Annotated in this window: 13 protein-coding genes; 10 read left to right on the top strand and 3 right to left on the bottom strand. The window is 46.2% G+C overall.

Going from position 1 to position 16,137, the window contains the following annotated elements; genetic code table 11:
- The first annotated feature begins 70 nt into the window (after window positions 1-70).
- From mnmA to VC28_RS04335, 7 genes are all read left to right on the top strand, one after another.
- Complete coding sequence (gene mnmA, locus VC28_RS04365) at window positions 71-1,186, top strand: tRNA 2-thiouridine(34) synthase MnmA (RefSeq protein WP_049629576.1); 1,116 nt, start codon at window positions 71-73, stop codon at window positions 1,184-1,186.
- 60 nt (window positions 1,187-1,246) lie between these two features.
- Entirely contained in the window at window positions 1,247-1,870 is a 624-nt protein-coding gene (gene hflD / locus VC28_RS04360; RefSeq protein WP_049629575.1) for a high frequency lysogenization protein HflD, read from the top strand.
- Between the two features lie 72 nt (window positions 1,871-1,942).
- Window positions 1,943-3,322, top strand: coding sequence for an adenylosuccinate lyase (gene purB / locus VC28_RS04355; protein WP_049629574.1), 1,380 nt, complete (start codon window positions 1,943-1,945; stop codon window positions 3,320-3,322).
- A gap of 148 nt (window positions 3,323-3,470) precedes the next feature.
- The gene (locus VC28_RS04350; RefSeq protein WP_049629573.1) at window positions 3,471-4,625 is read left to right on the top strand and encodes a cupin domain-containing protein; all 1,155 of its coding nucleotides are present in this window, start codon (window positions 3,471-3,473) and stop codon (window positions 4,623-4,625) included.
- Window positions 4,626-4,686: 61 nt separating this feature from the next.
- Window positions 4,687-5,154 (top strand): GNAT family N-acetyltransferase, encoded by a 468-nt coding sequence (locus tag VC28_RS04345; protein WP_049632160.1) that lies wholly within the window; start codon window positions 4,687-4,689, stop codon window positions 5,152-5,154.
- A 14-nt stretch (window positions 5,155-5,168) separates the two neighbouring features.
- A complete protein-coding gene (locus tag VC28_RS04340; protein ID WP_049629572.1) occupies window positions 5,169-5,669 on the top strand; it encodes a DUF7931 domain-containing protein in 501 nt (166 codons plus the stop codon).
- A 313-nt stretch (window positions 5,670-5,982) separates the two neighbouring features.
- Complete coding sequence (locus tag VC28_RS04335; protein ID WP_049629571.1) at window positions 5,983-6,447, top strand: HU family DNA-binding protein; 465 nt, start codon at window positions 5,983-5,985, stop codon at window positions 6,445-6,447.
- Window positions 6,448-6,514: 67 nt separating this feature from the next.
- Here VC28_RS04335 and VC28_RS04330 read toward each other — a convergent pair whose 3' ends face one another.
- A complete protein-coding gene (locus VC28_RS04330; RefSeq protein WP_049629570.1) occupies window positions 6,515-6,937 on the bottom strand; it encodes an HIT domain-containing protein in 423 nt (140 codons plus the stop codon).
- 148 nt (window positions 6,938-7,085) lie between these two features.
- Here VC28_RS04330 and VC28_RS04325 point away from each other — a divergent pair, with 148 nt between their 5' ends.
- The 3 genes from VC28_RS04325 to VC28_RS04315 all read left to right on the top strand — a co-directional run bounded on the left by VC28_RS04325 (window position 7,086) and on the right by VC28_RS04315 (window position 11,618).
- The gene (locus VC28_RS04325; RefSeq protein WP_049629569.1) at window positions 7,086-8,813 is read left to right on the top strand and encodes a proline--tRNA ligase; all 1,728 of its coding nucleotides are present in this window, start codon (window positions 7,086-7,088) and stop codon (window positions 8,811-8,813) included.
- 475 nt (window positions 8,814-9,288) lie between these two features.
- Window positions 9,289-10,677 (top strand): carbohydrate-binding protein, encoded by a 1,389-nt coding sequence (locus VC28_RS04320; protein ID WP_082191403.1) that lies wholly within the window; start codon window positions 9,289-9,291, stop codon window positions 10,675-10,677.
- A 149-nt stretch (window positions 10,678-10,826) separates the two neighbouring features.
- Entirely contained in the window at window positions 10,827-11,618 is a 792-nt protein-coding gene (locus VC28_RS04315; protein ID WP_049629568.1) for a hypothetical protein, read from the top strand.
- A gap of 83 nt (window positions 11,619-11,701) precedes the next feature.
- Here the strand turns inward: VC28_RS04315 and VC28_RS04310 are convergent, their stop codons facing one another.
- Together VC28_RS04310 and VC28_RS04305 are read right to left on the bottom strand one after the other, a co-directional pair.
- Window positions 11,702-14,818 (bottom strand): efflux RND transporter permease subunit, encoded by a 3,117-nt coding sequence (locus VC28_RS04310; protein WP_049629567.1) that lies wholly within the window; start codon window positions 14,816-14,818, stop codon window positions 11,702-11,704.
- Between the two features lie 11 nt (window positions 14,819-14,829).
- The gene (locus VC28_RS04305; RefSeq protein WP_082191402.1) at window positions 14,830-15,987 is read right to left on the bottom strand and encodes an efflux RND transporter periplasmic adaptor subunit; all 1,158 of its coding nucleotides are present in this window, start codon (window positions 15,985-15,987) and stop codon (window positions 14,830-14,832) included.
- Window positions 15,988-16,137 lie beyond the last annotated feature (150 nt).

Below are 16,137 nucleotides of genomic sequence, written 5' to 3'. Positions count from 1 at the left end.
TGCCAAGGTGGCAGCGAGCTGATTAGGCGGGTAAAATGCCCGCCTTTCCTTATCCCAGCAGTTGCTCCTTATGCCAGAAACAAATCTCCCCGCCAACTCAGGCAAAAGAGTCATCGTCGGAATGTCTGGCGGTGTGGATTCTTCCGTCTCCGCCCTACTCCTGAAGCAGCAAGGCTATCAAGTCGAAGGGCTGTTCATGAAAAACTGGGATGAAGATGACGGCACTGAATATTGCACTGCAAAAGCAGACCTTGCCGATGCCGAAATGGTCTGCGAGCGCATCGGCATAAAGCTGCACACGGCCAATTTCGCTGCCGAATACTGGGATAATGTGTTCGAACACTTTCTAGAAGAATACAAAGCAGGCCGCACGCCCAACCCTGATATCCTGTGCAATCGTGAAATCAAGTTCAAAGTATTCATGGAGTATGCACGCATGCTGGGGGGCGAACTGATTGCCACCGGTCACTACGTACGTCGGGCTGATTTTGATGGCCGCGCCCATCTATTGAAAGGACTAGACCCTAACAAAGATCAAAGTTATTTCTTGCATGCTGTGGGCGAAGCTGAATTTGCCAAATCCTTGTTTCCGGTGGGTGAACTGGAAAAGCCTGAGGTGCGCCGTATTGCAGAAGAATATGGGCTGGTTACCCACAATAAAAAAGACAGTACCGGGATCTGTTTTATTGGGGAGCGCCGCTTTAAAGATTTTTTGCAGCAATACCTGCCTGCACAACCCGGTGAAATCCAAACACCGGATGGCAACGTTATTGGCGAACACATGGGTTTGATGTATCACACCATCGGCCAACGCCAAGGGCTGGGGATCGGCGGCGTGAAAGGTGCCAATGAAGAGCCGTGGTTCGTTGCCCAAAAAGATCTGGACCGAAATGTTTTAGTCGTTGTACAAGGCACTGATCACCCGTTGCTCTTCACAAATCACTTAATTGCCCAGCAAGCCCATTGGATTAATGGTACACCGCCCTCATCTGACTTCAGGTGCATGGCCAAAACCCGTTATCGCCAACCGGATCAAGCCTGTACCGTACAAGTACAGGAAAATGGTTCGCTCGATGTGCATTTCGACCAGCCACAGCGCGCTGTCACACCCGGCCAATCTGTCGTTTTTTACAAAGAGGACGTTTGCTTGGGTGGAGCCGTTATCGAATCGGCTGATAATCGCTAATCCGCTTATTGTTTTAAATCACAGGGTCAAACACCCGGATATACACAAAGAGAGTTTCGCGTGAGCAAAAATTGGCAAGATATTACCATCGCCCTTGCGGGCATATTTCAGGCAACGGCTATGGTAGAGCAAGTTGCCAAAACCGGTTACGTACCACCGGACATCTTCAAATGCAGCATTGAAAGTGTGCTGGATCTCAATCCTGAATCAACTCTGGCTGTCTACGGCGGCAATATTGAAAATCTGCGTAGCGGGCTAGAAGTTATGCGTGAGTTACTTCGCCCTGGAACCCAGAAGTATCGCGAAACGTTGCGTTATGGACTCGGTGTGCTTCATTTGCAGAAGAAGCTTGCTGGTCGCCCGGACATGCTGAAAGTAATCGGCAGCCGCTTGGAACAGGTCAAGCAGCAAGCCCAACACTTCTCATCAACACACGATAATGTTATCGCCAATCTCGGAACACTCTACAGCGAAACCTTAAGTACCTTCCAATTCCGCATCCAAGTCAATGGCGACTACAATTATCTACAACAGCAGCGCATTGCCAATCAAATACGTGCGCTTTTACTTTCTGCCGTGCGTTCAGCGATTCTGTGGCGGCAAGTAGGCGGCAATCGTTTGCAACTGTTATTTTACCGCAAGCATATTGCGCAACAGGTAGATGACCTTTTGCGCCGCATCTGATTTATCAAACGCGGAATCTACAACACAGCAACCAGATTTAATTTTCTATTCTATTTTTAACAGAGATCTACCATGGATAATTCATTTAACTCACTTAGCACGCTCAACGCTGTCTCTCCTGTTGATGGCCGCTATGGCAGTAAAACTATTGCCTTGCGCAGCATTTTCAGCGAATTCGGTTTGATTCGTTTTCGTGTTGAAGTAGAGGTACGCTGGCTGCAGCAATTGAGCAAACATGCAGGCATCCCCGAAGTACCCGCATTCAGCTCTGCAACCAATGCATTACTGGATTCGATTATCACCAATTTCAACGAGGCTGATGCACAAGCTGTTAAAGATATTGAGCGCACCACCAACCACGACGTGAAAGCGGTTGAATATTTTTTGAAAAACAAATTCAAAGGCAACGCTGAGCTGGAAGCTGTGTTGGAGTTTGTGCACTTTGCTTGCACTTCAGAGGATATTAATAACCTCTCCCACGCATTGATGCTACGCGAAGGCCGTACAGTATTCATTAAAGATGCAGAAGCGATTATCGATGGCATTGTAAAACTCGCACACGATTACGCAGCAGATTCCATGTTATCTCGCACACACGGCCAAACCGCTTCGCCCACTACCGTTGGTAAAGAAATGGCCAACGTAGCAGCCCGTTTGCGCCGCCAGTTAAAAGCAGTTAAAGACGTTGAACTGTTAGGTAAAATAAATGGTGCAGTTGGCAACTACAATGCCCACTTATCTGCCTATCCACAAGTCGATTGGCAAACCAATGCCAAAGAGTTTGTTGAAAGCCTCGGGTTGGCATGGAATCCTTACACAACCCAAATTGAGCCTCATGATTACATCGCCGAATTATTTGATGCAATCGCGCGTTTCAACACTATCGTAATCGACTTTGACCGCGACATTTGGGGCTACATCTCTCTTGGTTATTTCAAACAAAAAACGATCGCTGGTGAAGTAGGCTCATCTACGATGCCACACAAAGTGAATCCCATTGATTTTGAAAACTCCGAAGGTAACCTCGGAATTGCAAATGCCATTTTCACTCACCTTGCACAAAAATTACCGATTTCACGCTGGCAACGCGATCTGACCGACTCCACTGTGCTTCGCAATATGGGCGTGGGTTTTGGTTACGGCATGATTGCTTACGCATCTACCCTTAAAGGTATAAGCAAATTGGAGATTAACCGCACGCGTCTTGCGGAAGATCTGGACAATTCGTGGGAAGTATTGGCAGAACCTATCCAAACGATTATGCGCCGTTACAACGTACCTGAGCCATACGAAAAACTAAAAGCACTGACTCGCGGCCAGGCCATCACCCGCGAAGTATTGGCCGCCTTTGTGGAAACTCTGGATATTCCGGAACATGCCAAACAAACTATGCGCGATCTCACCCCAGCTAATTACATCGGCAATGCGATAGATCAAGCGAAAGCAATCTGAATTGTGAAAAAATAAGGGCTCTATAGAGCCCTTATTTTTGAGATGTATTTTGTTTATCCATATCTGACACCATCGTGAAATCTTGAGATGGTCGTGTTGGGGTTTGTAAGCTCACCCCAACCTACATATCACTCCGTAGGTATTGAAAATGACAACACCACTCACCCATCTTGGCGATATGCCTATCGAAGAATTTCTACGCGATTATTGGCAAAAAAAGCCACTATTGATTCGCAATGCATTTCCTGGTTTTGAATCTCCACTCTCTCCGGATGAGCTTGCAGGTCTCGCACTTGAGGAAGAAGTTGAATCGCGTATTGTTTTGGAAAACGGTACTACACCTTGGGAATTACGCAATGGCCCATTTGATGAAAAAACCTTTGAACAATTGCCCGAAACCCATTGGACTTTATTAGTTCAAGCTGTCGATCAATGGGTGCCAGAAGTCAATCAACTGCTGGATCATTTTCGCTTCATCCCCAATTGGCGACTGGACGACTTAATGATCAGCTACGCGCCGGACAAAGGCGGTGTAGGTCCACACTTCGATTACTATGATGTATTTTTGCTTCAAGGTTTGGGCAAACGCCATTGGAGAATCGGCCAGATGTGCGACAGCAATTCACCGCGTGTTGAAGGCACACGCCTGAAAATTCTCAGCGAATTCCAAACCACCGATGAATGGGTATTGGAACCGGGCGATATGCTTTATATCCCCCCTGGCATTGCTCACTGGGGTAACGCGCAGGGAGACGATTGCATGACCTACTCTATCGGCTTTCGCGCGCCCAGCCATGCCGATATTATTTCCGAAATCGGTCAGGAAATTGCGCTGTCTGTTGAAGACGATTTGCGCTATGCCGACCCCGATTTAACACTGCAAGATAATCCCGGAGAAATCAACGCAAAAGCGATTGATCAAGTACGTGATATTGTTCTTCAGCATCTCACCCAAGAAAAAATTGCGTTCTGGTTTGGGAAGTTTATGACCGAACGCAAATACCTTGAGCAAACTCAGGAAGAGCCGTTGGATATAGATGCCGATGAATGGCAGGCTGCACTGGCTGATGGCGAATTGCTTTGGCGCCATCCATCTGCACGACTTGCGTTTCACAGTGATGAAAAAGGCACCTTGCTGTTTGCCGATGGCGAGGCAATTTGCTGTTCGCGTCAACTGGCTGAGCTGGTGTGTAAAGAGGTGGAAATTAGCTGGCGCGATATCAAAGCACTAGTACAAGATCCTGTTGACCGTGCTGCGATTACCCAGCTGATCAATCAGGAAACCCTATTAGTTGACGAATAAGGTTTCCAGGGTGGGGAACGCGTCCGCATCCCCACCAATCCCTGAATATGGCCATACATTTATGCATCAAATAATAGTTACCGACTGGCATACACATTCAAGGGAACTGGCGGATATACGCATTAACGTTTTTATAAAAGAGCAACAAATACCAGTTGCAGATGAATGGGACGAGTTGGATGAAACAGCCACCCATTTTCTAGTTTACAAAGATTCCACCCCTGTAGCCTGTGCTCGCCTGTTTGTTGATGAGCACAATGAACAACCTTGCTTTCACATAGGGCGCGTAGCCGTATTAAAATCGTTTCGGAAACAGGGAATTGGACATCAATTAATGGAATTTATTGTTGCGCACTGCGTTAAAACAGCGCCTCATCCTATTCATTTAAATGCTCAACTTGAGCGCTGCACTTTTTATCAACATCTTGGCTTTGTTGCACAAGGCGATATATTCATGGATGCAGGAATCCCGCATGTCAGTATGTTTTTACACATACCCACCCTGCCGACCTCTGAATCTTCATCGTAATGGGATGCTTGGATATGGCTGAACAATCTACAGTCAGTGATCAACTCTGGCTATTGGAAGGGATCGCAGATTTTCGCGAACACAGCTTGAAAATTGTTGAACAAAGCAGGCGCAGCATTGCCATACTGACTTGTGATCTAGACGCACAAATCTATGGCACCAATGATTTTGTCCACACCCTGTCAGCATTTGCCCGCTCAAGCCGCAACGCCCAGGTGCAAATACTGGTAAGAGATACCAAAATAGCAATAGAAACAGGCCATCCACTAATACGCTTGGCACAGCGACTCTCATCCAAAATCGTTGTGCGCAAAATGACCGTAGAGCCCAACAATAAAGAGATGGGGTTTTTACTCGCAGATACTGATAAATTACTTTATAAAAATGATGACTTGTTACATCGCGGCTTTGCTAATTACGCAGCTGGCCGCGAAGTTAAGCCATTGCGTGAAGAATTTAATTATCTATGGCAGTACGGTGAACCAGAGCCAGAATTCCAGATTCTGCATATCTAAGTATCAAATGCCGCTTAAAAACGGTTGCGAAACTTCACAAGACGCAAAAAAAGCGTTTTTTCCCCGGAAGCCACACTGTTTTTTGTTGCCGATTGGTTTTTTATCCTATATATATAGCGTCAATCCGTATTTGAAGGTCTTTGAACCTATAAATACAGGGCTTTTTTGATATTTCAGAAGTTTGTAAGTGGTACATGCACCTGCGTTAATGTTCGTTGCTGTCCTTACAGATAGCCTGCATAAATTGTTACACGAGCATCTTTGTTTAAAAGATAAACATACCCACAGTTAATTAATAAAGAAGGAATCCAAAATGGCCGCCAAAAAACCTGCCGCTCCAAAAGCCGCTCCTAAAAAAGCGCCTGCTGCTAAAGCTGCACCAAAAGCAGTTGCTAAAAAAGCGCCTGCACCAAAAGCTGCTGCTAAAAAAGCACCTGCCCTTAAAGCTGCTCCTGCTGTTGTTAAACCAATCGCAGAGCGTCAAAACAAAACCCAAATGTTGCAGCAAATCTCTGATGCGACTGAACTGAGCAAAAAGCAAGTTCAGGCAGTTTTGGATGAATTGACCAATATCATTGAAGGCCACATCAAAAAGAAAGGTGTTGGCGAGTTCGTATTCCCAGGCCTGTTGAAAATTACTACCGTGAAAAAACCTGCCACCAAGGCACGTAAAGGTATCAATCCTTTCACTGGTGAAGAAGTGATGTTCAAAGCTAAACCAGCCAGCACTTCTGTAAAAGTGCGCCCACTGAAAAAACTGAAAGAATTTGCTGTGTAATTAAACAGCTAGCTATTCAGATAAAAAGCCCCGCACAGCGGGGCTTTTTTATATGTATTAATCTCATCTATAAAATTGCAAAACCCTCCCCTACCAATGCATTTTGTAAACGCTTGATGCGCTCGGAAAGCTCTTCAGAATCATAATCCTTCGCTGGCAACTTACCCCATATCGGCTGTGGCCAAGCAGGGTCATCGGTAAACCGAGCAATATGATGCACATGCAACTGACGCACTACATTTCCCAGAGCGGCGACGTTCATTTTGTCCGCATCAAACAAGCTCGTCATAACCTCCGACAAACGGCACGACTCACGGATTAATTGCAACTGCTCATCTTCAGTTAAATGGTGAATTTCGTAGATATCCTCGCGCTTGGGCACCAGAATGCACCAAGGGTAATTGGCATCCCGGCTAAGTAATAACAACGAGAGATCAAATTCACCGATAACAATGGAATCTTGGGCGAGGCGTGGATGTAGTTCAAACATAGTTGTTATCCTTTTGGTTAACGCAAACTTACCAGTACTGGGACTCAAAAACACACAGGAAATTCACTTTCTCGATGCTATACCAATACCCTTAACCACCGTAGAATAGGCGGCTTTCAACCATTATAGCCACCAAGAAGTTATCACTATGCGTTCCAGCCGATTTTTAATTGCTACCCTCAAGGAAACCCCCGCAGATGCGGAAGTTATCAGCCATAAATTGATGTTACGTGCGGGCATGATCCGCAAGATGGCCTCCGGCCTTTATAACTGGCTACCGCTTGGTCTTCGCGTGTTGCGTAAGGTAGAAAAAATCGTGCGCGAGGAAATGGATAAATCCGGTGCTCAGGAAGTATTGATGCCAGTAGTGCAACCTGCAGAATTGTGGGAAGAATCTGGCCGCTGGCAGCAATATGGCCCGGAACTATTGCGTATGAGTGATCGCCATGAGCGCCCTTTTTGCTTGGGACCAACCCATGAAGAAGTGATTACTGATTTGATTCGCAACGAAATCAAAAGCTACAAACAACTACCGGCTAATTTTTATCAAATCCAAACTAAATTCCGCGATGAAATCCGCCCACGTTTTGGGGTAATGCGCTCACGTGAATTTATCATGAAAGATGCCTATTCCTTTCACACAAGTCACGAATCACTGCAACAAACTTACGATGTAATGCACGCAACCTATTGCAGTATTTTCACGCGTTTGGGCTTGCAGTTCCGTCCGGTACTGGCCGATACAGGCTCCATCGGTGGCGCATTCTCTCATGAGTTCCATGTACTGGCCGAGAGCGGTGAAGATGACATTGCTTTCAGTAACGGCAGCGACTATGCAGCCAACATTGAAAAAGCCGAGGCATTGCCACCAACGACACCACGCCCTGCGCCGCAACATCTGATGCAAGAGGTTGCAACGCCTGGTAAACATTCTATTGATGAGGTTGCTGAATTCCTGAAAGTGTCCCCGCAACAAACGGTGAAAACACTGATTGTGCTGGGCGAAATACGCGAAGACAAAACCCAACCGTTGGTGGCATTAGTCTTACGCGGCGACCACGAACTTAATGAAATCAAGGCAGAAAAATTAACCGGCATTGCATCGCCACTGACACTCGCTCCCGAGGCTCGTATCAAAGCAGAACTGGGAGTTGGCATAGGATCTATTGGTCCTGTCGGCCTCACAATTTCTGTGATTGTTGACCATTCCGCGGCGCACCTTGCCGATTTCGTTTGCGGAGCCAACAAAGATGGTTTCCATTTAACCGGTGTTAATTGGGAGCGCGATGTACAGGCACCATTGGTAGCGGATATCCGCAATGTTGTTACCGGTGACCCAAGCCCTTGCGGCAAAGGCTCATTGGAAATCAAACGTGGCATTGAGGTCGGTCATATTTTCCAATTGGGAACCAAATATTCTGAAGCTATGAAAGCCAGAGTGCTGGATGAGAATGGCAAAGAACAAACCATGATCATGGGTTGCTATGGTATCGGCGTTACTCGCGTCGTCGCGTCTGCGATAGAACAAAACTTTGATGAAAACGGCATTATCTGGCCAGATTCAATTGCACCTTTCCATGTCGCGATTGTGCCGATCAACATCGGTAAGTCTGAAGCGGTTGCGAGTAAAAGCGAGGAGCTTTATACCGAGCTGACTAAGGCAGGTTTCGACGTTCTGTTTATGGACGATGAAAAAGCACGCTTGGGCGGAATGCTGGCTGACACAGACCTCATGGGTATCCCACATCGCATCGTGATTGGTGATCGTGGCCTTGAGGCGGGAACGATTGAATATAAAGGCCGCCGCGATGCAGAAAAACAAGAAATTGCAATTGGCGACATCATAACTTTCTTGCGTGATCGTATTACGGTGTAACCCAATCAATTTTTCAGAACAATAATTCCGAACAATAAAAAGGCGATTGCCAATAGCAATCGCCTTTTTAGTTTATGAAAGAACCTGACTATTCAACTCGCAAGTTATAACTGCAATTAAATGCTCGCTGCATTTCCAAAAGTCGAACAATTCTCCACCTTGACGTTTCATATCACCCATAAAAATGGGACTGTCTTGCTCAGAATAATTATCCAAACTGTGTCGTCATAAAATTCCCACTTTACGCAAACCACTGGCACCTTTTAAAGCCTGTGACGCAGCCTGCAATTATCAAGTTCACCGAATGATAACGTTGTCATCCGCTTGGTTAGCAACACTAATCGATTTGCCATAAACGAAATCGACAAGTGTTGCCTGTTGTCCCTCGCACAAACGGCATCCAATCCTTGGGCGGTTGGAATCGCCTTCCCTTCGCATTCACAGACTCATCACACAATAATTGAGAGGAAATGCAATGAACCTTCAGCGCGCTAAAAGAGCAGCCAGACACTTGCTGCTGGCAGGAATCACCAGCTGCACACTCAGCACCACAGCACAAGCAGCTACTGTCGATTTACTTGTGCTCTATGACAACTTCACTAAAAACTATTTTGGCGGTGATCCCCAAACCGCTATGAACAACTGGGTCAACCAAATTAATGCCGCGTATGCTGACAGCCAAATAGATGTGCAGTTGCGTCTGGTGGGTGTACGTGAAATGGAGCAGGCAGGCGCAGACATGGGCGCAGTGCTTGGCAATTTACGTGTTAACAACGCAGCGATTGCATTACGCGACCAACTAGGTGCTGACTTTGTTACCCAGCTCCACCAAAAAGGGGCTTGCGGTGTTGGATATGTTGCGGTGGATAAAAACTGGACATGGAATGTCAGTGCTCCAGGGTGCGGCCCTATGGTAGTTGCGCATGAACTCGGACATAACATGGGTCTGAACCACTCACGCAAACAAGGCGACACCTCTGGTGCTCGTTTCCGCTACGGTGTTGGTTATGGTGTCGATAATGTATTTGTAGACATCATGGCCTATGAGGGCGTGTTTAACACAACGCGCGTTAATCGTTTCTCTAACCCCAACCTTACTTGCCGCGGGCTTCCATGCGGAATACCTGTGGGTCAAGCAAATGAAGCTTATGGCGCACTCGCAATTCACAACGTGCGCGATGAAATCGCTGCATTCAGGCCTACGGCGGGTTCATCTGGCCCAGTAAGAGTTTCACAACACTGTGATTACGGCGGCTACACTGTTGGCCTTCCGGTAGGTCGCTATACCCTGAGTCAATTGCAAGCCCGAGGAATCGCCAACGACGATATTTCATCTCTGCGAGTACAAGCAGGCCACAGCGTCACTCTCTATCAGCATGACAATTTCACTGGTAATGCGTTAACCAAGACCGGCGATGATAATTGCCTTGTCAATGAAGGTTTTAATGATAGCGCCAGCTCAATTGTGATCGAAAGTACGGGAAGTTTTAATACCCTGATCCAGGCAGAAAATTATTTCGCCAACAATGGCGTACAAACTGAAGCCACCACAGACACCGGTGGCGGGTTGAATGTTGGCTGGATCGAAACCAATGATTGGATGGCGTACAACAATGTTGTAATTCCAACATCTGGTACTTACACAATTGAATACCGTGTTGCGAGCCCCAGTGGCGGAAGGCTCTCAGCCGATTTAAATGGTGGTGGCATTTTGTTGGGGGAGCTCGCTATTCCTGCAACGGGCGGCTGGCAAACCTGGACAACCATTTCCCACAACGTGCAAATTAATGCAGGCACTTATAATTTTGGTGTTTTCGCCAAAGCTGGTGGCTGGAATATTAACTGGGTACGCATCAAGCGTTAATGTGTAGTACGCACAGGAGCCTGCTGTTAACAATGCAAGAACAGGCTCCTGTTCGCCAACATTCATCTATTGAATTGCACTATAAAAAATACTGCGATGTAAAAAATACTGCGATGTAAAAACACCACACTGATAATAACGAGATGCCTATGAAAACCCAGCAGCACTTATGGCTAAAAATAATCATGATCGGTACCTTGGTTATCACCATCTTTTATTTTCTTACCAAACCCGAGCAAAAAATTGCCTCCGTAAAAGTTGAGCCGTCATCGATAAAAAATGAACGCACCATTACCACCACTCAAGCTACCAATACCTCACCGCAACATATGAGTTCTGAAAAAATCGGCAGTGCGCCGAACAATCAACCAGAATTAAGTGCAGAACTTCAAGACCGTTTAACTGCAATGCAAGCACGCCGCCCTGATCAACACTTTAATTCTGAAGATGTTGCCGCGGCAGCTAAACGCACAACCACCTGGACTGCGACCGATACCATCCATCGTGAACTGCCCTTGGCAGAAGAAGAATTTAATGACGGCAGACAATTTATTGAACTGGATAGTTTAAAAATTGAAACCTTGATGCCGGGAGATCAAGTTAGTGTGCGTGTCGATGAAAAATCCAACGAGTATAAAGTCACTATCGACAGGATAGAAAAACACGATTACAACAGTATTAGTTGGTATGGACATATTGAAGGCGATGATGGACAACGCTATCAGGTGAGCTTTACGCGCGGAGAAAATTTAACGGTTGGTGGAATGGATACACCTGATGGGCACTTTGTTATTCAGGCACACGGAGATAAAGGCTGGGTTGCGTCGAGCCAATTATTATTTAAACAAGACACATCGGTAACTGATGCAATTCATCCTGCAGATGTTGATCCTAACTATCAAACTCAACACCCAAATCAGCACAGTGACCACACGCATTAAATTACACATCAGGCCTCACATCAAAGTAAGTGGAAACTTCAAGACGTTAAATATTTCCACTTACTTTGGCATGAAGAACGATATTAATCTTCATCCCCCGCGTATCGCGCTTGTTCTTGCAACAATCTACGCTCTACATCACCTGGTGAACCTGTATTACGAGCCAATAAACTGTAGGCAACAGGCACTAAAAATAGCGTTAACACAGTAGCAACCAATACGCCGGAAATAACAACAATACCGATAACGAACCGCGTTTCTGCGCCTGCACCCGATGAAATCACCAATGGTATAGCACCCGCTACGGCAGTCAGGCTAGTCATCAAAATGGGGCGTAAACGTGCAGACGATGCCTCCAGTAACGCATCCGTAAATTCCACTCCACGGTCACGCAACTGATTGGCAAACTCGACAATTAAAATTCCGTTTTTAGCCGCTAATCCAATCAACATAATCAAACCAATCTGCGAGTAGAGATTAAAACTACTACCAGTCAAATATAGACCTAACATTCCACCTAGAATTGCTAGAGGTACGGTCAGCATGATAACGAATGGATGAATATAACTTTCAAACTGCGCAGCCAATACCAGAAAAGTAATTAAAATCCCGAGCAGGAAAATAAACATGACCGAGCTGCCTGCGGATTGGAAATCGCGTGAAAGCCCTTTGTAATCTACCATCGCTGTCGGCGGCAAATGCTCACGCACAAGACCATTTAAATGCGCAAGCGCATCACCCAGCGCAAGGTTGTCAGCAAGGTTTGCTTCAATGGTTAATGAACGCATACGGTTGTAGCGATTCAAGCGGCTCGCATCGGCTACTTCTTTTAATGTAACCAAATTAGACAAAGGAATTAATTCGCCGGAGCGCTCGGAGCGCACGTACATATTCTGCAAACTGGTTGTGGTACGTTGCTCATCGCGCTCCCCTTGCAAAATGACATCGTACTCTTCACCATCATCAATATAGGTTGTTGCACGACGGGAACCGAGCATTGCTTCAAGTGTACGACCAATATTGTTAACGCTCACACCCAAATCAGCGGCGCGATTGGTATCAATCATCACTTCAACTTGTGGCTTGGTTTCTTTGTAATCCCAATCGATACCTACCAAACCAGGATTATTCTGCTCCAATTTTTCCAACAGAATATCGCGCCACTGCGCCAGTTCTTCGTAGGTGCCGCCACCCAAAACAAACTGCACTGGTTTGGTCGCTTGTGAGCCAAAACCCTGACGCATAACTGGCGCAGCAGTAACACCTGGTAAATCAGCAAGTTTCTGGCGGATCTCATCCATCACCACAAATGCTCCACGGCGTTCGCTCCAGTCATTCATCACGGCGATAATCATGCCGGAGTTAAAACTTTCAATTGCGCCAAAACCACGCGGAGCACGCACCATTAAGCGGCTGATCTCACCCTTGTCTACATATTGCATCATGCGGCTTTCAATTTCCGTCATGTATTCTTCCATATAAGCGTAACTGGCACCTTCAGGGCCATTTACCATGACAAAGAATGTTCCCCTGTCTTCACGCGGTGCATATTCAGACGGAATTTGCTGTGCAAGAAAAAAACATCCCAGCAGCAATAATGAAAAGCTTGCAATGACCAACTTTGAGCGACGCAAACACGCGCGAATTCCATTTTGGTATTTCACGCGCAGGCGCAACATCCAGCGATTAATATGCTCAACAAAACTGTTTTTATTTTCATTGCGCACCAATACTTTTGAAGCAAGCATGGGTGATAACGTTAACGCAATCAGCGATGAAAAGCCTACGGCAGCCGCCATCGTAATGGCAAACTCAGAGAACAATCTACCAACATCACCTTTCAAAAATACGATAGGCACAAAAATCGCAATCAACACCAAGGTGGTCGCGATCACGGCAAAACCAACCTCACGTGTACCATCAAATGCGGCAAGCAAAGGCGACTTCCCTTTCTCTTCGATGTGCCGGACAATATTTTCAAGTACGACAATCGCATCATCCACAACCAAACCAATTGCCAGCACCAACGCCAACAATGTCAGCATGTTGACTGAAAAACCGAGCACCGCCAGAACAGTAAAAGTTGCAATAATTGAAACGGGTACTGCCACTGCCGGTACCAACATTGCGCGAATGCTGCCAAGGAATAAATAAATGACTAATACAACCAACGCAATCGCAATACCCAAGGTGATATACACTTCGTGAATAGCGCGTTCGACAAATACCGAGCTATCGTAACTGTCTTCCAGCTTCATGCCTTTGGGCAAAATTGCATTGATTTTATCGCGTTCCAGTTTTGCGCCGCGCGCCACATCAATTGTATTTGCGGTTGATTGTTTAACAATGCCTATGCCTACCTGAGTGACGCCATTACCACGAAATAAGTTGCGATCCTCCTCAGTGCCTTTTTCTACTTTTGCAATATCACCCAAACGAATTAGATGCCCATCAGATCCGCGCTTAACAACTAATTGATTGAATTGTTCGACGGTTCGATACGTGCGCGCCATACGCACAGTAAATTGCCGCTCAAGCGATTCAATGCTACCCGCTGGCAATTCAATATTTTCTGCGCGCAAAGCAGACTCAACATCATTTACGGTGAGATCCCGCGCAGCCAATTCACGCCTGTCCAACCAGATACGCATGGCATAGCGCTGCTCACCTCCGATACGTACGCGTGCAACTCCATCAATTACCGAGAAGCGATCAATTAAATAACGTTGCGCGTAGTCGGACAGCTCCGGCATCGTCATATTTTCGCCAGCCAGGTTAAACCAAAGAATGACATCTTCATCGGAGCTAACTTTTTGTACTTCCGGCGGTTCTGCTTCTATCGGTAAATTCCCCACCGCACCATTAACGCGGTCACGAATATCATTTGCAGCAGAATCCATGTCGTGACCAGTATCAAATTGCACCACAATATTGGAAATGCCATTTTCACTGGAGGATTCAATAAAGCGGATACCTTCAACACCGGAAATACGATCTTCAATTACTTTGGTAATGCGGGTTTCAACAATAGTTGCCGCTGCACCAGGATAGTTAGTGCGAATGGAAACCACAGGAGGATCGATATTGGGGTATTCACGCAAGGTCAAACGTTCAAACGCGACAAGACCAAATGCAATTAACAAAATAGAAATAACCGATGCAAACACCGGCCGTTTGATGGACAAATCCGAGAGCATCATTGGTCATACCCTCAGTTATTTTTAGATGTAATCAAATCAGACAAATGTTTTTCACCCTGAGCATGTTCAGCAACGGGCTTTTCTTCTGCCATCACCGATACTTTTTGCCCGGGGCGGATTTTCTGCAATCCGTGCGTAACCACTTTGTCCCCAATATCCAAACCTTTCAGCACCTCTACAGCGCCGGGTAAACGCTCGCCAATTGAAATTTGGCGACGTTCAACAACACTGCTGCCTTGATCTTGTTTGAGCACGAATACAAAATTATTGCTGCCCAAAGGCACCAATGCCGATTCGGAGATAACAAGCGCATCGCGCGCGCCTGCTTTTAAATCCACCAACATCAACATGCCCTGCTTTAATTCATGCTCCTCATTATTTAACAGTGCGCGAACCTTTATTGAACGCGTTACATCATCAATCTGGTTATCAATACTGAATACTTCGCCATGAAATAGTTTGTCACCCAAATCGCGACTCTTCGCCACAATAGGCAATCCCACCGAAAGACTGCGCAAATAAACCGCTGGCACAGTGAAATCCAATTTCATTTTTGAATCGTCATTCAGCGTGGTTATTTGGTCACCGGGAGACACCAATGCGCCAACGCTCACCTCACGCAAACCGACAACGCCTGAAAAAGGCGCGAGTAAAATTAAATCTTTCAAACGGGATTCAGTCGCGTTATAACGCGCCCGCGCTGCTTCAAATTCTCGTATCCGCTGATCAAGTAATGATTGGGCTGCAGCGCCACGCTTGGCCAACTCGCGCACACGATCCAACTGCTTTTTTGCTTCATCGGCATTAAAACGAGCCTCTTCCAACAAAGCAGACTCTTCCCTGCTGGTCATTTCTACCAACACCTGTCCTTTATCCACACGCTGCCCGTCTTCAAAATTAATCCGCGTTACTTTTTTGGTTTCGTTGGATGTTAATGAAATGGACTCGTTTGCTTTCAGGGTTCCCAAGGCTTCTATGTTTGTGGTCAAACTTTTAACACTCACCCCCTGTACGATAACCTCAACTGCGGCAGGCGCTTGCGCATTGGCAATACAGGAAAATCCTCCGATCAATACACAACCTATTAAAATACTGCTTTGGATAATTTTGTGTCGAACAACACCACCTTGAACAATGCCACTTCGGACAAAGTACGGTAACAACGACATAGGCTTCTCCCTGGAAATTGGCAACAGTTAAACAGGTATCGGCGCTAGCTACAGATACCAAATAAAATTTATGAATAAGAGATTACGCGAGTAAACGCATTTAAGGTCAGGCATTGCCTGCTAGCAGAGAATATTTAACACTTGTTTACA

This window comes from Cellvibrio sp. pealriver (genome assembly GCF_001183545.1).
In the GTDB taxonomy this organism is placed as follows: domain Bacteria; phylum Pseudomonadota; class Gammaproteobacteria; order Pseudomonadales; family Cellvibrionaceae; genus Cellvibrio.
Note: the sequence above shows the minus strand (reverse complement) of the source record. Positions and strands in the feature narration are given on the sequence as shown.

Coding starts and splice junctions, on each gene's coding strand:
- mnmA (WP_049629576.1), top strand. CDS start 71: ATGCCAGAAACAAATCTCCCCGCCAACTCAGGCAAAAGAGTCATCGTC.
- purB (WP_049629574.1), top strand. CDS start 1,943: ATGGATAATTCATTTAACTCACTTAGCACGCTCAACGCTGTCTCTCCT.
- VC28_RS04350 (WP_049629573.1), top strand. CDS start 3,471: ATGACAACACCACTCACCCATCTTGGCGATATGCCTATCGAAGAATTT.
- VC28_RS04345 (WP_049632160.1), top strand. CDS start 4,687: ATGCATCAAATAATAGTTACCGACTGGCATACACATTCAAGGGAACTG.
- VC28_RS04340 (WP_049629572.1), top strand. CDS start 5,169: ATGGCTGAACAATCTACAGTCAGTGATCAACTCTGGCTATTGGAAGGG.
- VC28_RS04335 (WP_049629571.1), top strand. CDS start 5,983: ATGGCCGCCAAAAAACCTGCCGCTCCAAAAGCCGCTCCTAAAAAAGCG.
- VC28_RS04330 (WP_049629570.1), bottom strand. CDS start 6,937: ATGTTTGAACTACATCCACGCCTCGCCCAAGATTCCATTGTTATCGGT.
- VC28_RS04325 (WP_049629569.1), top strand. CDS start 7,086: ATGCGTTCCAGCCGATTTTTAATTGCTACCCTCAAGGAAACCCCCGCA.
- VC28_RS04320 (WP_082191403.1), top strand. CDS start 9,289: ATGAACCTTCAGCGCGCTAAAAGAGCAGCCAGACACTTGCTGCTGGCA.
- VC28_RS04315 (WP_049629568.1), top strand. CDS start 10,827: ATGAAAACCCAGCAGCACTTATGGCTAAAAATAATCATGATCGGTACC.
- VC28_RS04310 (WP_049629567.1), bottom strand. CDS start 14,818: ATGATGCTCTCGGATTTGTCCATCAAACGGCCGGTGTTTGCATCGGTT.
- VC28_RS04305 (WP_082191402.1), bottom strand. CDS start 15,987: ATGTCGTTGTTACCGTACTTTGTCCGAAGTGGCATTGTTCAAGGTGGT.